The sequence below is a fragment of the Acinetobacter sp. Colony158 genome (assembly GCF_019264745.1).
Lineage (GTDB): Bacteria > Pseudomonadota > Gammaproteobacteria > Pseudomonadales > Moraxellaceae > Acinetobacter > Acinetobacter ursingii.
In genome coordinates this window covers 3,354,320-3,371,359 of record NZ_CP078523.1, presented here as the reverse complement: position 1 = coordinate 3,371,359, position 17,040 = coordinate 3,354,320, and the positions used below count along the sequence as shown (strand labels likewise).

At 39.1% G+C, this 17,040-nt stretch carries 14 protein-coding genes; 9 read left to right on the top strand and 5 right to left on the bottom strand.

Features of this window, described 5'->3' with window-relative positions; genetic code table 11:
- A partial coding sequence (locus JR005_RS15060) for an ATP-binding protein (protein ID WP_267460113.1) occupies positions 1–353 on the top strand: 353 nt, incomplete at its 5' end.
- A gap of 137 nt (positions 354–490) precedes the next feature.
- Here the strand turns inward: JR005_RS15060 and hemP are convergent.
- Complete coding sequence (gene hemP / locus JR005_RS13735) at positions 491–661, bottom strand: hemin uptake protein HemP (RefSeq protein ID WP_004989761.1); 171 nt, start codon at positions 659–661, stop codon at positions 491–493.
- Positions 662–799: 138 nt separating this feature from the next.
- On the opposite strand from hemP, the gene JR005_RS13730 reads away from it, so the two are divergent.
- Positions 800–1,696, top strand: a complete 897-nt coding sequence (locus JR005_RS13730; RefSeq protein WP_218665294.1) for an NUDIX domain-containing protein — start codon at positions 800–802, stop codon at positions 1,694–1,696.
- Between the two features lie 43 nt (positions 1,697–1,739).
- On the opposite strand, the gene JR005_RS13725 is transcribed toward JR005_RS13730, so the two are convergent.
- Positions 1,740–2,294 carry a hypothetical protein gene (locus tag JR005_RS13725; protein ID WP_026039936.1) on the bottom strand — a complete coding sequence of 185 codons (555 nt, stop codon included), beginning with the start codon at positions 2,292–2,294 and terminating at the stop codon, positions 1,740–1,742.
- Positions 2,295–2,326: 32 nt separating this feature from the next.
- Positions 2,327–4,723, bottom strand: coding sequence for a penicillin-binding protein 1B (gene mrcB / locus JR005_RS13720; RefSeq protein ID WP_004989756.1), 2,397 nt, complete (start codon positions 4,721–4,723; stop codon positions 2,327–2,329).
- Positions 4,724–5,054: 331 nt separating this feature from the next.
- On the opposite strand from mrcB, the gene JR005_RS13715 reads away from it, so the two are divergent.
- Both JR005_RS13715 and JR005_RS13710 read left to right on the top strand, forming a co-directional pair.
- Entirely contained in the window at positions 5,055–5,975 is a 921-nt protein-coding gene (locus tag JR005_RS13715; protein WP_004989753.1) for an NAD(+) kinase, read from the top strand.
- Entirely contained in the window at positions 5,972–6,238 is a 267-nt protein-coding gene (locus JR005_RS13710) for a YeaC family protein (protein ID WP_218665293.1), read from the top strand. The genes JR005_RS13715 and JR005_RS13710 overlap by 4 nt, the downstream gene beginning before the upstream one ends.
- A gap of 22 nt (positions 6,239–6,260) precedes the next feature.
- Here the strand turns inward: JR005_RS13710 and JR005_RS13705 are convergent, their stop codons facing one another.
- On the bottom strand, positions 6,261–7,268 hold the full coding sequence (locus JR005_RS13705) for a glycosyl transferase family protein (protein WP_218665292.1): 1,008 nt from the start codon (positions 7,266–7,268) through the stop codon (positions 6,261–6,263).
- 440 nt (positions 7,269–7,708) lie between these two features.
- Between JR005_RS13705 and JR005_RS13700 the strand changes: the two genes are divergently transcribed.
- Together JR005_RS13700 and JR005_RS13695 are read left to right on the top strand one after the other, a co-directional pair.
- On the top strand, positions 7,709–9,040 hold the full coding sequence (locus JR005_RS13700; protein ID WP_004989747.1) for a dicarboxylate/amino acid:cation symporter: 1,332 nt from the start codon (positions 7,709–7,711) through the stop codon (positions 9,038–9,040).
- Between the two features lie 313 nt (positions 9,041–9,353).
- Positions 9,354–11,591: a TonB-dependent receptor gene (locus tag JR005_RS13695; protein ID WP_218665291.1), complete on the top strand. Its 2,238-nt coding sequence runs from the start codon at positions 9,354–9,356 to the stop codon at positions 11,589–11,591.
- Between the two features lie 87 nt (positions 11,592–11,678).
- On the opposite strand, the gene JR005_RS13690 is transcribed toward JR005_RS13695, so the two are convergent.
- Positions 11,679–13,133: a SulP family inorganic anion transporter gene (locus JR005_RS13690; protein ID WP_218665290.1), complete on the bottom strand. Its 1,455-nt coding sequence runs from the start codon at positions 13,131–13,133 to the stop codon at positions 11,679–11,681.
- An 852-nt stretch (positions 13,134–13,985) separates the two neighbouring features.
- Here JR005_RS13690 and JR005_RS13685 point away from each other — a divergent pair.
- From JR005_RS13685 to JR005_RS13675, 3 genes are all read left to right on the top strand, one after another.
- Positions 13,986–14,192 (top strand): hypothetical protein, encoded by a 207-nt coding sequence (locus JR005_RS13685; RefSeq protein ID WP_010588781.1) that lies wholly within the window; start codon positions 13,986–13,988, stop codon positions 14,190–14,192.
- A 410-nt stretch (positions 14,193–14,602) separates the two neighbouring features.
- Positions 14,603–15,922 (top strand): NCS2 family permease, encoded by a 1,320-nt coding sequence (locus tag JR005_RS13680; protein WP_004989736.1) that lies wholly within the window; start codon positions 14,603–14,605, stop codon positions 15,920–15,922.
- A gap of 62 nt (positions 15,923–15,984) precedes the next feature.
- The gene (locus tag JR005_RS13675; RefSeq protein ID WP_104795007.1) at positions 15,985–16,983 is read left to right on the top strand and encodes an adenosine deaminase; all 999 of its coding nucleotides are present in this window, start codon (positions 15,985–15,987) and stop codon (positions 16,981–16,983) included.
- The last annotated feature ends 57 nt before the right edge of the window (positions 16,984–17,040 follow it).

The following is a 17,040-nucleotide window of genomic DNA, read 5'->3' as shown; positions in this document are numbered from 1 at the left end:
ATGCGAATCATGAGCTGGTTTTTACCTGTATCCGTAATCTGCTGGATAATGCCATTCGTTATTCACCTAGTGATTCTCAAGTCCATATTCAACTTGAAAATATACCACCACAGCGCATTCGTTTAAGCATTCACAATCATGGCGAGAAAATGGATCAGCAAATTTTTGAACGTTTGGGACAACGTTTTTTTAGAGGTTTGGGAACAGGGCAGCGCGGTTCGGGATTAGGACTTTCCATCACGCGAAAGATTGTGATGTTGCACCATGCACAATTGGATTTTCATGTCGTTGAGCAGGGTGGTTTAACGGTAGAACTTGTGTTTACTTTGTCAGAAAACTTAGATCCTCCTTAAAGTGGGAAATGCTGTTTTAAAAAGCATTAAGTGAATAATATCCAGACCGTTCACAAAGAAAAACAGTATGGCTCAAGCCATACTGTTTGTATATTTTATTTGCCCACGAGTGTTATTATTTTAGACGGTTTTTCTAATTATTTAGTTAGAATCAAACGGTTGTTACGGGTTAAGCGTAAACGGTATTCTTCACCGGCATGCATAATGCGAATTTCACGACCTAGGGCAAATAGATTGTTTGAATGCAACATTGGCAAAGATTGAGCTGTTTCGTTGCTACGAGTAAATAGGTTAAAAGGTGCGTTCATTTGTTGTGCTCCGTGGTGTTTTAGCTAACGATTTAAATGATAATCATTATCGAATAGGCCTGTCAATCAAAAAATGAATATTTTATAAAAAATAAAATTTGCTTACACTTGGGTAAAATTGAGGAAGATCTAAACGCTATGTCAAAACCTGTGATCAAGATTGCTATTGGGCTGTTATTACATCGCGGAAAAGTATTGGTAGGCTGGCGCCAAGCAAAGCAACATCAAGGCAATAAATATGAATTTCCAGGTGGCAAGGTAGAATCAGGAGAAAGCCCTGAAGAGGCGTGTCGCCGTGAGATTTATGAGGAAGTAGGTATTGGGTTATCGCAGTGGTATGCGTTTGATCGTATTCAGCATGAATATGACGATATTGTGGTTAATCTTCATCTGTTTTATGCCTATGTCCCTGACGACTTAATGCAGCTGATTCAGCAACCGTGGACGTGGTATGCACGTGAACAATTAACGAAGCTCAATTTCCCCAAAGCCAATGATTCGATTATTCAGCGTTTAGTTTGGCCGCATTACATCAAAATTAGTCATCAATTATCCGACTTTCGACCAGAGGCAAAGTCACTTTTTTACTGGAGGGTAGAACCAGATCAGTTTTTAGCTGAAGATTTGCATCGATACTCATCAGAAAATTTACAAAAACTGATAATCAATATTGAGCATTTTCAAAAAATGCCCAGCGATTTAACACCCTCGATAAAGACTTTGCATCTTAAGCAACATCAATTGATGCAACTGCGAAAAGGGGATTTGCAACAAAGTAAGCGTTATATCGCTGCCTGTCATGATCTGGTTGCGTTGCAACATGCCGAGCAAATTGGCTGCGATGCGGTGTTGATCAGTCCAATCCAGACCACACAAACCCATCCAGAGCGCAAAGCTTTAGGATGGGAAACTTTGGCGCAATGGACGAAACACACTCATATTTTAGTTTTTGCACTGGGCGGGTTACATCCTGATGATCTTGTCAAAGTACAGCAGGATGGCGCTTACGGAATTGCAGGTATTCGTAATTTTTAAATTAATATAAAATTTCAGATGCTTGCAATATCTACAACAAGCCTTAAAGTGAATTTAAGGCCTGTTGAGCTTGCTGTACCGTTTGTACATGATTTTGCTTTTGCCCAGCGACTAAAATAGCTTGCCAAAGTTGTTTTTTCATTGGCGCAGATTGAGCATAACTTAAACCGCGTCGTGCCAGTGATTCTGCCGAACTGTATTGTCCTTTTTGATTGGCGACTAAAGCCAGATACATAAAGGTTTCTGCCGCTTGTGGCGCTAAACGCTGAGCCTGTAAAGCAAACCGTTCAGCATCGTCCCATTTTTGCTGACGATATGCCGTCTGAGTCTGTTGTATCAGATTTTTAAAAGCAGGAAGAGATCGTCCATCATTAAATTGCTGTTTTGCCTTTTGTTCAGGAACGACAACACGTAGTGGTTTACGTTTGATTTCTTCCTGTTCATAGGGTGTGATTTTAACCCCATCAGGTGTTTCTACCGTTTTCTTGGCAGGTTCAGCAGGCTTTTGTGGTGCTTTTTTCTGTTCTTCATGTAAAGGGAATGTCGAACATCCCACAAAAGCAGCCATTATTAATACTAAAAAACCTTGCTTCCACATACGTTTTAAATCTCTTTTACCAACCGTGATCATTAGTTTGAATAACTACCACTAGAAATGACGCGATTATTGGACAGATCATTTTGCATTTGATCTTCACTGTCACGAATATAGTTGTCCATGCTATCGTTCGCAGGGGCACTTGTATCACCGTTTTCCGTATCAGAATTGTAAGTTGGCTCAACCTGATAATGTGGTAAGCCACACACAGTTGCCTGACGCGGGACATTGTTACGCATGAGTGGGATGTACATCGCACCTTCGCAACCCTGAGCGGATAAATGACCTGTAGCAGAGTCAATCCATTGCCATTGCACATCATCTGTTTGACGTAAGTTAACGGGCTGTTGACGCAATTGTTTCATGACATTGGTCCAGACAGGTAATGCACCTGATGAACCTGTTAAACCCGTGATTTTATTGTCATCCAGACCCAGCCATACGACAGCCAGATAATTACCAGAATAACCTGCAAACCATGAATCACGTGTATCGTTGGTTGTTCCTGATTTCCCTGCAAGATTCAGATCAGGAGATAAAGTATTATAAGCGGCTTTACCTGTACCTGAACGCATGACTTGTTGCAGACCATAATTCAAAATGTAAGCAGCAGATGGATCAATGGTTTGTTGAACATTTAAGCCAAAACGTTCTAATACATGACCGTTGGCATCAACCACAGAACGAATTGCACGAGTCGGGTATTTAAAACCGCCTGTTGCGAAGTTTCCATAGATACTGAGCATTTCCATAGGCGACATATTTACCGCACCTAAAAATGCAGATGGATAGTTTGGAATATCTGAGGTGACGCCAAATTTTTTCAGGTTATTGCTAAAAGTGGATAAACCAAATTCCTGACCTAAACGCACAGCTGAAAGGTTATATGAGTGTGCCAATGCTTGTTGCAATGTAACAACACCATGCTCACCGCCACTATAGTTCTTAGGTGTCCAGCTTTTATCGCCGCCTACTGGGATATTGACCGCTGCATCTTGAATTTGACTCGCCCAGTTATAACGTCCAGACTCAATTGCACTTAAATAAATGACAGGTTTAAGCAATGAACCGACTTGACGTTTAGCATCTACTGTACGATTAAATCCTGTAAAGTCCTGAGTCGAACCAACAGCAGCAATTAACTCTCCATTTTCTGGATGTTGAACCAATACAGCGCCTTGTAAATCTTTAAGACGAGCTGGATTACGGTTTGCAATTTGTTCTACAGTCGATTTAAAGGCATTTTGAATACGAGTTTGAGCAATTGGATCAAGTGTTGTGAAAATACGTAATCCCTGATTGGTTAGGTCATTTTCCTGATATTCAGAACGGAGTTGGCGACGAACAATGTCCAGAAAATCTGGGAATTTCGCTGGCCCAAGACTTGGTTTAGCCACCACGCCTAAAGGACGTGCACTTTCTTTATCGTATTGATCCTGAGTTAAGTAACCCATCACCAACATATTATTTAGCACGATATTACGACGTTTAAGTGCTGCTTCAGGATTACGCCACGGATTATATAACGAAGGTCCTTGTACCAAACCCACCAGATAAGCTTGCTGCGCGATGTTTAATTCACGTAGGGGGAGGCCAAAATAAAACTGTGAAGCCAAGCCATAGCCATTAATAGAATAGCTGCCATTTTGCCCGAGATTCACTTCGTTTAAATAGGCTTCCAGAATTTCATCTTTACTATAATGTAGCTCTAGCAACATGGCCATAAACGCTTCATTGGCTTTACGTTTGAGTGTGCGTTCTGGACTCAAATAGAAGTTTTTGACTAATTGCTGTGTCAAGGTCGAACCACCCTGACGTCGACCACCTGTGACATTACTCACCAAGGCACGCGCAGTTCCACGTATAGAAATACCATGATGACTATAGAAGTTACGATCTTCTGTTGCGACCAGTGCTTCAATCAAGGTTTTTGGCACTTTGTCCAGTTTAATCAGGACACGGTCTTCATTGTGTTGCGGATAAATGCCGCCAATTAGGAGCGGTTCAAGTCTGGCAATGCCTGTTGATGATGGCTTGGTGGCGCGAATATCTGAAATTTGATCATTGGCAAAAGACACCTGCAAAACTTGTTCAGGTTCAGTGCTATCACCAAAGTCAAAACCACGTGTATGCACATACATGGTATTGCCCTGAACCACGTAACTCCCAGATTTAGTGTAATTCTGGGTGCTTTTATAGCCAAGCAATCCTAGCTCCTGACTAAAGTCAGTCTGAGTCACAGGTGCATTGGTATAAAGTTCCAGAGGTCGTGCAAAAACCTTTGCGGGGATGTCCCAGCGTTTACCTTCAAATTTCTCGCGAATAATATTATCCAGTCGAATTAAATAAATACTAAATGCAAGAAAACCGCCAATAATGATCACTGAAAAAATAAGCGCAAAAAAGCCGATGCCACGTTCAAACTTCATAAATCTGTCATAAAAGCCAACAAAGTGTGCTAATCATGCGATAGCTTTTATACATTTTGCAATGATAAATCTGTGAACAAGCTAAAAAACTCATTTTTTCTGCTAAAGCTTCAAATTCTTTAGATATTATTGATTGATAATCAACATTTTTATAGAGATAGATGGGGTAGATTGATTCGAGACGATTTTAGAATTACTGTGTTATATTAGTCGCACAAATCGCATATGATATGTTGATCTTAGGGTTCATCGTGATTTTGCGATGGATGAGCCTCATGTATATGATGCTTCACAGACCAACCCTATACTGGCTTTAACTTATAGGCATCCAATGCAGTCTGCAAATCTTTCAGCCAAATCTTTTCGTAATATCGGTTTAATCGGCCGTCCTGATAAATCATCAGTCGTTGAAACATTGAGTCTGATTCACGACCATCTTTTGCATTTGGGATTACATCCTGTTTTTGATCAGGAAACGGCAGCACTTGTACCTGACAATAATACGCAAAGCGTAAGTCGTAGTTTATTGGGTGAAGTGGTCGATCTCGTGATTGTGGTGGGCGGTGATGGTTCACTGTTGCATGCTGCACGTGCATTGGTTCGACATAATACACCTGTAATCGGGGTCAACCGTGGTCGCTTGGGATTTTTAACCGACATTAAACCGTCTGAGGTGATCTTTAAACTTGATCAGGTATTACAGGGACATTTCCAGTTAGATCGACGTTTTTTACTGGAAATGGAAGTCCGTTCCAAAGGTGAAACTATTTATGATGCGATTGCGCTCAATGATGTGGTTTTACACTCTGGCCGCTCCGTGCATATGATTGATTTTGAGCTGAATATTGATGGTCAGTATGTTTATCGTCAACATAGTGATGGCCTGATTGTCTCGACACCAACAGGTTCAACCGCGTATGCACTGTCAGGTGGTGGTCCTATTTTGCATCCGGGTATGGATGCGATTGCACTTGTCCCGATGCATCCGCATACTTTATCTTCACGTCCAATCGTGGTCAGTGGACACAGTGAAATAAAACTCACGATTCGCGAAAATCGTGTTCTTCCGATGGTCAGTGCTGATGGACAAAACAGTATTTCCTTGAATGTCGGAGATACAGTGCATATCCGAAAGCATCCATTTAAGTTAAACTTATTACATCCACCCGGTTATGACTTTTATATGGCTTGCCGTACAAAGCTTGGCTGGAATCAGGATTTTGACTCATTTCAACAGCAGGATGACGCATGAATATTGAACAAATGCTTGCCGTTTTAGATCCAGATATCGTGGAGCGTTTAAAAACGGCAGTGGAAATTGGCAAATGGCCAAATGGTATCGCATTAACTCAAGAACAACGCCAAATTTGTATGCAAGCGGTCATTGCGTGGGAACATGAGAATGTCCCTGAAAAAGAGCGTACAGGCTATATTGATAAAGGTAAAAAGGAAGAAGGTGAGGAGTGTGATTCACACATACCAGAACCTGAATTTAAACCGATCCGTTTTATTTAAAACATATCGGTTTTCATGGGATTTAAAGTGCTTTGTCGAATCTAGTATTCCAAAGCACTTTTGCTTTTTGCATCGCTTGAGCATAATCGTCAACCACATTCATGGTATATAGCGCGATACCCATCGTTTCAATAATTGCCATTTCACCATATTCATGACTCGTCTGGCCCAACCACACTTGTTTAAATGTGGCTAAATCAAGCTCATCTTCAGTTGGGCTACGTTCTGGGGTCAATTTAGGTAACTCGTATTCATACAATTCACCATTTTTAATACCGCAAATAAGCGTTTTTGCATCAGGATTACGCTCAAATTCACCACCTTCGCCTTTAATCACCGCGCTATTTTTATAGCCCAGTTGATACGCTGCTTGTTGGTGTGAATTACGGTAGGCAGGATGAAAAATGGCTTGCAGGGTAGCTTTGGCATTAAAGGGATTAATTAAGCGCGCTAAAGTATGAACAGGTGAACGAAGCCCCATGACATTCCGTAAATCGATCATATCACTCAGGACAGGGGAAATTACGTCCAAAGGTAAATAAGCAAAATGTTGTTGCTGTAACCGTTGCCGAACATCTTGTTCAGACTGACAAATTGCATAGTCCAAATATTGTAGGACTTGTTCAGTATACACACGGTTAATGGTATGACCCGCAGCGCCATGCATGACAATGTTATAGCCATGCTTTGCTAAGGTGAGTGCAGATAATAGAAACCACGGATAATGTTTACGTTTACCCGCATAAGATGACCAGTCCAGATCGACATCTAATGGCTGAAAGTTCAGTTGATCTTTGGTGGCTTGTACAAATCCCGTCAGTTCTTCAACAGATTCTTCCTTCACCCGTAGCAACATCAAAAAAGCACCCAACTGAACATCCAAGACTTCTCCTTTCAAAATCATGGAAAAAGCAGCATAAGCTTCTTCATAATTTAATGATCGCGAACCTGTTTTTCCTTTACCGAGTATTCGTACATATTGGGCAAAAGGATGTTCACTGTCTTTATATAGATTTTTCTTAGTGTTCATGAGCAGTCAATATTTCGTTGAAAAATGAAGATGATCACTATGACATAAAAATAAAATGAAAGAATTATTCTTAGGAGTATTAGACTAATGTCTACACTATTTTTGCATAAAAAATAACCAAAAAGAGGATTTTGTAACCGATAGAAACTGGAATTGCAGTACACTCTCGACGTTTTAAAACTGTTTAATTTTTATTAACGATTTACTCGTTATCTCCTGTTTTTTTACACAGATCAAGTTCTGGTTCGATCAGAATGTTGAAGTCATGAGACTTTTTTGAAAAACCAATTGTTTTTCGTCTTTAAGAAAAGTTTTCTTTTAAGAAAACTTCCACCATGCGTCATACAGACAAGTGGACTAAAGGGCTGTCTATATACTATTTATAGATATTTTTATGGATATATTTCTAAGGGCTTAGAAATATTTGTTGACGTAAAGTTATGGCTAAAAAACCGATTTATAAATCACTTTATTTTCAAGTGATCATTGCCATTATCGCAGGTGTTTTGGTTGGACATTTTTATCCAAGCACAACTCAAATCGTAGATGGTGTCAAAGAAAATATTCCGGGGTTAGGAGAACAACTCAAACCTCTGGGGGATGCATTTATTCGTCTGATTAAGATGATTATTGCACCTGTCATTTTCTGTACGGTGGTTAGTGGTATCGCGGGTATGGAGAGTATGAAATCTGTCGGTAAGACTGGCGGAATTGCATTACTTTACTTTGAGATCGTTTCAACCATCGCACTAATTGTAGGTCTTTTGGTGATTAATATTGCCAAACCAGGTGTGGGGATGAATGTCGATCCAGCGACACTCGATACAGCAGGGATTGCGAAATACGTTGCTTCTGGTCAGTCCCAGTCTACCGTCGAATTTTTGATGCATATCATTCCTGAAACGGTAGTAGGCGCATTTGCCAATGGTGAAATTTTACAAGTTTTACTGTTTGCTATCTTATTTGGTTTTGCACTGCATAAATTAGGTGATGCAGGTAAACCTGTGTTGAAACTGATTGATCAAATTTCACATGTATTTTTTAACATCGTGAATATGATCATGAAGCTTGCACCGATCGGTGCTTTTGGTGCAATGGCTTTTACCATTGGTAAATATGGTGTTGGTTCTTTGGTACAACTTGGACAACTTATCTTGTGCTTCTATGTCACGTGTTTGTTGTTTATCTTTATTGTATTAGGCACGATCAGCCGTGTGTGTGGTTTCAGTATTTTCAAAATGTTACGCCTCATCCGTGAAGAATTACTGATTGTACTGGGGACATCTTCGTCAGAATCCGTGTTACCGCGGATGCTGAAAAAGCTCGAAATCGCAGGTTGCGAAAAGTCAGTGGTCGGTTTGGTTATTCCGACAGGTTATTCATTTAACTTGGATGGTACTTCGATTTACCTGACTATGGCTGCAATTTTCATTGCTCAGGCCACCAACACCCAGCTAGATATTCAACATCAGATTACCTTGCTAATTGTGCTATTGATTTCATCAAAAGGTGCAGCAGGAGTCACAGGTTCTGGATTTATCGTCATGGCTGCAACTTTGTCAGCGGTGGGGCATATTCCAGTTGCGGGACTTGCCTTGATTTTAGGTATTGATCGCTTTATGTCTGAAGCACGTGCTTTGACGAATTTAACGGGTAACAGTGTGGCAACGATTGTCGTTGCGAAATGGGTCGGTGCATTGGATATGCAAAAACTTCAGAATGCATTGAATAACCCTGAAGAAGTTGATCGTCAAATGCTTGAAGAAAAATAAGCCTTCAGTTATTTAACTAAGCCAAAAATGTAGAAAAAGGGATGAGATTGATCATCCCTTTTTTATTGGAAATTTGGGGGTGTAATGAATATTTTATTGCTGATGCTTCGCGGTTTAGTGCGATATTTGTTTTGTAATTCTTAAAAACATAGTGGAATTTTCAACTTTAAAGTTAATATTATTAAAATAATCTTAATTATTTGTATCTAAAATAATCAATTTGTATAAAAATATTAATGCAAATGAGAATATTTTTTATTAGTATTCGCTTGTTTTATTTTACTAAATATTTTAAGTCTGAGTAATTTTTCTAATGAATCATTTAAATTTTAAAATGAAGCAAGTCGGGGCTTTTAAACTGAGTTTGTTGGCTATGATGATTGTGCAAAGCCAAGTGGTTTTTGCCAAAGATATTGAAGCATCATCACATTCAGAAATGCTAGAAACGGCTAAGGCGGTATTACCGACGATTAAGATCGAAGCGATGAGTGAGCTTGATCCTATCAAAAGTTATATTGACTACGACGAAGCTAATGTTACTCGTAATGGGCTAAAAAAGAAGGATATTCCGCAAACCATCGATACCATTGATGTGCAAAAATATAAAATATATGGCGCCAATGATCTGAGTATTATGCTGCAAGGGACACCAGGCGTTTCAACAAGTTATGATACTCGCGGTGATGGTATTTATTTACGTGGCTTTGCAGCAGATGCAGGCGATATTTATCGTGATGGTGTGCGTGAAAGTGGACAGTTACGCCGTAGTACCGCCAATGTTGAACGAATCGAGATACTAAAAGGGCCAGCTTCTGTTCTCTATGGTCGAAGTCAGGGTGGTGGCGTGATCAATATGGTCACAAAGTTTGCCAATTTTGATTCGAAAAGTACGCTAGGGCTTTATACAGGATCTTATAACAATGTGGGAGCAACTGTAGATCTCAATCGAGTTTTAAATGATCACTGGGCAGTCCGTTTAACAGGTGAAAAGGCCGATACCAATAGTTTCCGTAAAGGAATTGGTTCGCAAATAGAAATGCTTTCACCGAGTATTAGCTATCGCAATGATGATCAGACTTTGTTATGGACGACACAATATACCTACGATAAATTGGACCGTACTCCTGACCGAGGGCCAAGTTATGAAAACTTGCCGAAAGATGTCTCATTAAAAACAGGTTTTGCGCGTCCAACCGATTATATAGAAGATGAACTTCAAACTATTCGTACAGATCTCAAATATGAATTTGCACCTGAGTGGAAATTCCACTGGGCGGCTAGTTACCGCCAAGCCTATCAAAATTTTGACAATTTCTTTGGCGGAACATGGTGTGATTTGAACGGTAAACAAATCACGGGTGCAGCGTGTACTTGGAAGGGATATTTACGCCAAAGTTATGCATGGCAAGAAACCATGAATAAAACATTACTTAATACTTTTGATATTACAGGCAAATTCAATACAGGTCATCTTGAACATCAAATCATGTTTGGTAGTGATTGGACACATGAGGATCGAGATCCAAAGCTTGGTAACTATTCAAGCGGTAGTCAAAGTTATTATGGTTATATCAATCCTTATAATCCTTCAGATTATTATGATGATTTGCCTGTAAATGCCCATAAAGCAACCACGACCATTAACCATCACGATGCTGAAAATCTAGCGTTTTTCTTACAGGATTTAGTGACACTTACTCCAACTTTAAAAATGATGCTCGGTATTCGCTACGATACATTTGAGTTTAAAACACAGGCACAGGTTGCAAATAGTAAGCCTGTAAATGTATCGAAAAGCTATGATGGCGAAAGCTTAAGCCCAAATGTTGGCTTTGTCTGGCAGCCAACAGATCAGCATAGTTTTTATACCTCATATAGTAAAAGTTTTGCTCCTTATGGTGGGCGAGGCATGATCAGTATTGATCCAAATGTGAATAATACCAGTGTCTATGATGCAAAACCTCAATACAATGAACAATACGAAGTCGGGGTTAAAAGCGATTGGTTCGAGCAGCGTTTAAATACACAGTTATCAGTTTTTGATATTACCAAGAATAATATTCGCTATCAGCCAGATCCAACAAATCAACCTAATGAATGGCAAGTCGGACAGCAACAACAATCAAAGGGTGTTGAATTCAGTTTTATTGGTCGTGTCTTAGAGAATGTCTTTGTACGCGGTGGATATGGCTATACCGATGCCAAATGGAAAAAAGATACTCGTGCTACAGTAGCAGAAACCAGCCGCTTGAAAGGTAATCGTCTTGCCAATATCTCTGAAAATACGGGTAATTTATTTATACGTTATTTACCCGTTGAAAGAGTCTATGCTGAAATTGGTGGCACCTACGTGGGATCATTTTATACCGCAGATAACAATCTGAACAAGATTGAGGGTTGGACACGCCTAGACGCAGCTTTGGGTTATAAAGATGAGCATTGGGGGATTACTTTCGCAGTAAATAATCTCACCGATAAAGAATACTGGCGCTCTAACGCGATGCCAGGTGCGCCACGAAATTATTTGGTTCGTCTTAATTATCAGTTCTAAAGTTTCAGTTTTAAATCTCAAATAAGCTTTTAATAAAAAACCGTGCAAATGAATTGCACGGTTTTTTATCTCTTAGATTGAGCATTTTTAAATTCTGGCGTGTTTACCATACTTATCGATCATGATCGAACTTGATTCATTTAGACCTTTTACAGTGACCTGTATATTATTTTTCTGGAACTTTTCAATAATGCTATCGAGAGAAGCGACTGTTGTCACATCCCAAATGTGAGAATGCGTTAAATCAATAACGACGTGTTTAACATTTTCCTGAGAATCAAAAGCCTGAGAAAAACGTTCTGATGAGCTAAAAAATAATTGACCACGTACATCATAAATGCGTGTGTCGCCATGACGTGAAGTTTCAATATGTACATCATTTTCAAGTTTTTGCGCCAGAAATAATGCAGAAAGGAGCACCCCAACCAAAACCCCAATTGCCAAATTATGAGTTGCAACCACCACGATGACTGTGGCTATCATGACAATATTGCTGCTTTTAGGATTATGTTTAAAGTTTTTAATTGATCCCCAATCAAAAGTGCTGATAGACACCATAATCATCACGGCAACCAATGCTGCCATAGGAATGACCCGCAACCAATCACTGATAAACACAACTAATATCAGTAGAAAAACACCAGCAACGAGAGTTGAAAGACGTTTGCGCGCGCCAGATTTTACATTAATCATGGATTGTCCAATCATGGCGCACCCTGCCATACCACCCATAAAACCTGTCACAATATTGGCAAAACCCTGACCTTTACACTCACGATGTTTATCGCTCGAGCTATCCGTCAGTTCATCCACAATAGTCGCGGTCATCATCGATTCTAATAATCCTACTGCTGCCAATGCACAGGAATAAGGTAAAATAATCCATAAAGTTTCAAGATTCCACGGAATATCTGGAATAAAGAAATGCGGTAGGCTATTGGGCAAATTGCCCATATCACCGACGGTTCGTACATGTGAGTTTAAAAATAGCGCCAAGAATGTAATGACAATAATACAGACCATGGGTGAGGGAATTAACTTGCCAATCTTGGGAACATAAGGAAATAAATAAATAATGGCGAGCCCTAAAATCACAAATACATAAACCTGATACGAAACATGTAATAATTCAGGAAGTTGTGCCATAAAAATTAAAATAGCCAAAGCATTTACAAAACCAACCACCACAGATTTGGAGACAAAGCGCATCAGTTTGGCGAGTTTAAGTTGTCCCGCAATAATTTGAATAATACCTGTCAAAATTGTTGCTGCAAGAAGGTAGTTTAGTCCATGTTCTTTGACTAGGCTAACCATCAATAATGCCATAGCGCCTGTAGCTGCGGAAATCATGGCAGGTCGACCGCCCATAAAAGCAATTACAACCGCCATGGAAAACGAGGCATATAAGCCAACTTGAGGGTCAACACCTGCGATAATGGAAAATGCAATTGCTTCGGGAATAAGAGCAAGTCCAACGACTAAGCCTGCAAGAACATCCCCGCGAATATTGGAGAACCATTCTTGACGAATTTGCTGAAACATAAATAGCCTGTAAGAGTATTTGTATATGATTAAAGGCTAGTGATGTGATATTTACACACACGACGACACCACATCACTAGACAGTGATGAATTGATAAATAAAAAACAATCAATTAAGGTGGCGTGATTTGCATAAAATGAAAGAGATTTTGAAACGAGTCGCTAGTGTAGCACCATTAGCCAGAGAAACCAAAGCGAGCAGATGAGTCACTATGTGATTGCTAAACTTGAACTTAAAAAAGTGAAGAATAAAAAAAGATGTATCTGCTGACAAAAAAAGTCACTTTATGCCAATCTGAATCATCCTAAAAATATCATGATATCAGACTGAGAATTTATCATTAAAACGGCAGAATAGTGATGCATTCATTATTTTGTCACGATAATACAATAATTTATTAGTTGAGGTATTGTAGGACATACGCTGAGTATATTTGTATTTCCCAGCTTAAGTCCTCATAATTTAATACCTAAAGATCATTTGTTGTGCTTTTAAAAGTCTAAAAATGATAGTTTTGATACTTAAGTAACCAAAATTATACGAATACAATGAATAGCGAAACAATGAAAAGTTTTTAAATTATCCGAAGGAGTTTAAGAATCAGATTGATGTTGACGCGATGGTTATCATAAATAGTTCTAAACTATTTAAATAATAATTTTAAATCAAAAGATTAACAATAAATGAGCGATCTGAATGCTGTATTGTCCAGATTAGATCATGATGCACAAAGGGTTAAAAATTTCAAAAATGCATCACATATAAAGTATCAAGAGAATGTTTTATGTGTCGCTTTTTGTTCATTTTTGGTAAAATAAATCACAAATATGTGGATAACAAGAATATCGCTTATGAGAAATATACTTATTTTGATTTTTGCGAGCCTAGTGATTCTGCTTGGTTACAGTATTTATCTTGATTCTAAAGTAAAGAAAAGAGAACAGGTGAGTCGAGTAATCACAGAAGCAGAGCATAGTCTCAAGACACTTGAAGCGAATCCAAACTACAATCAGCATTCGTCGCTTTCTGGTGTTCATCGTCAGGGTCTAATACAATAGCTTTAAAATTTTGATTTCAAGCTCATGATTTTAAATAAATTTTATAAATGTATCGAATTGGATTGCTAAAACAAAAATATAAATAATATGATATAATCTTTTCGTGGGAAGGCATTAAAGATATCAATTTATATTTTTAACATCATATTCCTTCAATTATATGTGAAGCTGCATACATCTATGCGGCTTTTTTGTGTTTTGGTCAGATGATTAAACCTTATACTTTGTTACTAATAGTGTGTATTTGGAAATAGGGAATTGCTTTTTAATAATAAGCAAATGGCATATTGATTGCTTAATCCATTATACAATCGCAATGCGTCTTAAAAGTGTATTCAAATAAATATTTCCTTTAAGACCATATACATATAGCAACACAGTATGCTCAAACTTTTTGTAGGGACTATGTTATGTCAACTCCTAACCCTTCAGCAGACTTGTTAGAGCGCTTATTTAAACTAAGCGAAAATAAGACAAGCTTTAGAACTGAAGTGCTTGCAGGTGTAACGACCTTTTTGACGATGTGCTATATCATTATTGTCAATCCACTAATTTTGTCTGAAACTGGAATGGATCATGGTGCGGTCTTTGTCGCAACCTGCTTGGCTGCCGCAATTGGCTGCTTGGTCATGGGGCTAATCGCCAATTATCCAATCGCACTTGCTCCTGGTATGGGGTTAAATGCTTATTTTACCTACTCAGTTTGTCTGGGCATGGGTGTGCCGTGGCAAACTGCCTTAGCCGCAGTTTTTATTTCGGGTCTTATTTTTCTGGCAATCAGCTTTTTAAAAATTCGTGAAGCGATTGTGAATGCCATCCCGATGTCACTCAAATTTGCGATCGGGGGGGGGATTGGCTTATTCCTTGCGTTGGTGGCACTCAAAAATTCGGGCATTATTGTAGCAAACCCAGCGACACTAGTCGGTTTGGGTGATATTAAACAGCCAACAGTTTTATTGTCACTACTTGGGTTTTTGATGATTGTAGTGATGCATCACTTTCGAATCCGTGGTGCGATTATTATCAGTATTCTGGTCATTACAGCCATTTCAACATTCATGGGTTTGAATCAATTTAAAGGTGTCGTTGGTGAGATTCCATCATTAGCGCCGACTTTCCTACAAATGGATTTTGAAGGACTATTTACCGCAAGTTTGATTGGCGTTATTTTTGTCTTCTTCTTGGTCGATTTGTTCGACAGTACTGGAACACTGGTTGGTGTTTCACATCGTGCGGGTTTATTGGTCGATGGTAAATTACCGCGTTTGAAAAAAGCCTTATTTGCAGATTCGACTGCGATTGTTGCAGGGGCTGCTTTAGGAACTTCTTCGACTACACCATATATTGAGTCTGCATCAGGTGTGGCCGCAGGTGGTCGTACGGGTTTGACTGCGGTGGTAGTCGCTTGTTTATTCCTTGCTTGTTTGTTTTTGGCTCCTCTTGCTCAATCAGTCCCAGGTTTTGCCACTGCTCCAGCACTTTTATTTGTTGGTGTGTTGATGATTCAAGGGATCACCAATATTGATTGGGAAGATATTACAGAAGCTGTTCCTGCATTTTTAACCATTGTCTTTATGCCATTTGCTTATTCAATTGCAGATGGTATTGCGATGGGCTTTATTAGCTATGCTTTGATTAAATTACTGACAGGCAAAGCTAAAACTGTCCCATATATGGTTTGGATCGTGGCAGTACTTTGGGCATTTAAGTTTGCTGTATTTGGCGGATAATTTTTATTGAAGAAAAAAGGGTGCAGGGTGTTTTCTGCGCCCTTTGCTATTTTGGAGTTATTATGAATCAAGTTGAGTTAATTCGTGTTTTACCCAAAGCCGAATTACATGTGCATATTGAAGGCACGTTTGAGCCTGAATTGATGTTTGAAATCGCACAGCGCAATCATATTCAGATTCCTTATCAGTCGGTCGAAGAAATTAAACAAGCTTATAATTTTCATAATTTACAGTCATTTTTAGACATCTATTATGCAGGCGCAAATGTTTTGGTACATGAGCAGGATTTTTACGATCTGGCTTGGGCATACTTCGAAAAATGTGCTGAAGATAAAGTCGTGCATACTGAAATGTTTTTTGATCCGCAAACGCATACTGAGCGTGGAGTTGAGTTTGCGACAGTCTTGAACGGGTTAAAACGCGCTTGTACTGATGCAAAAGACAAACTAGGCATTAGCTCTCAACTGATTATGTGTTTTTTACGTCATTTAAGCGAAGAAGATGCATTTAAAACGCTCGAACAAGCATTGGCATTTAAAGATGACATTATTGCGGTTGGATTAGATTCTAGTGAGGTTGGGCATCCACCGTCCAAGTTTGAACGTGTTTTTGCTAAAGCACGTGAAGCAGGTTTTTTAATTGTCGCACATGCAGGTGAAGAAGGTCCGCCAGAATATGTGTGGGAAGCACTGGATTTGCTTCGGGTCAATCGTATTGATCATGGCGTGCGATCAGACGAAGATCCAGCTTTATTGCAGCGTTTGATTGATGAAAAAATGCCGTTAACGGTTTGTCCGCTCAGTAATTTAAAGCTTTGTGTCGTAGAGGATATGGCTGAACACAATATTCACCGTTTACTCAAACAAGGCGTACATGTCACCATTAATTCAGATGATCCCTCTTATTTTGGTGGTTATATGAATGATAATTTTCTTGCGGTTCATACAGCTTTGAATTTATCCAATGATGAGCTAAAACAATTGGCGATCAATTCATTTGAAGCATCTTTTATCGATTCTGCTGAAAAGCAGAAATGGATTGCAACTATCCAACAGCTATAAAAAAATAGAATATTGAATTAAAAAACGCATCTGAATAAGATGCGTTTTTTATGGAAT

Coding starts and splice junctions, on each gene's coding strand:
- JR005_RS13675 (WP_104795007.1), top strand. CDS start 15,985: ATGAATCAAGTTGAGTTAATTCGTGTTTTACCCAAAGCCGAATTACAT.
- mrcB (WP_004989756.1), bottom strand. CDS start 4,723: ATGAAGTTTGAACGTGGCATCGGCTTTTTTGCGCTTATTTTTTCAGTG.
- JR005_RS13725 (WP_026039936.1), bottom strand. CDS start 2,294: ATGTGGAAGCAAGGTTTTTTAGTATTAATAATGGCTGCTTTTGTGGGA.
- JR005_RS13695 (WP_218665291.1), top strand. CDS start 9,354: ATGAATCATTTAAATTTTAAAATGAAGCAAGTCGGGGCTTTTAAACTG.
- JR005_RS13715 (WP_004989753.1), top strand. CDS start 5,055: ATGCAGTCTGCAAATCTTTCAGCCAAATCTTTTCGTAATATCGGTTTA.
- JR005_RS13690 (WP_218665290.1), bottom strand. CDS start 13,133: ATGTTTCAGCAAATTCGTCAAGAATGGTTCTCCAATATTCGCGGGGAT.
- JR005_RS13710 (WP_218665293.1), top strand. CDS start 5,972: ATGAATATTGAACAAATGCTTGCCGTTTTAGATCCAGATATCGTGGAG.
- JR005_RS13730 (WP_218665294.1), top strand. CDS start 800: ATGTCAAAACCTGTGATCAAGATTGCTATTGGGCTGTTATTACATCGC.
- JR005_RS13685 (WP_010588781.1), top strand. CDS start 13,986: ATGAGAAATATACTTATTTTGATTTTTGCGAGCCTAGTGATTCTGCTT.
- JR005_RS13705 (WP_218665292.1), bottom strand. CDS start 7,268: ATGAACACTAAGAAAAATCTATATAAAGACAGTGAACATCCTTTTGCC.
- hemP (WP_004989761.1), bottom strand. CDS start 661: ATGAACGCACCTTTTAACCTATTTACTCGTAGCAACGAAACAGCTCAA.
- JR005_RS13680 (WP_004989736.1), top strand. CDS start 14,603: ATGTCAACTCCTAACCCTTCAGCAGACTTGTTAGAGCGCTTATTTAAA.
- JR005_RS13700 (WP_004989747.1), top strand. CDS start 7,709: ATGGCTAAAAAACCGATTTATAAATCACTTTATTTTCAAGTGATCATT.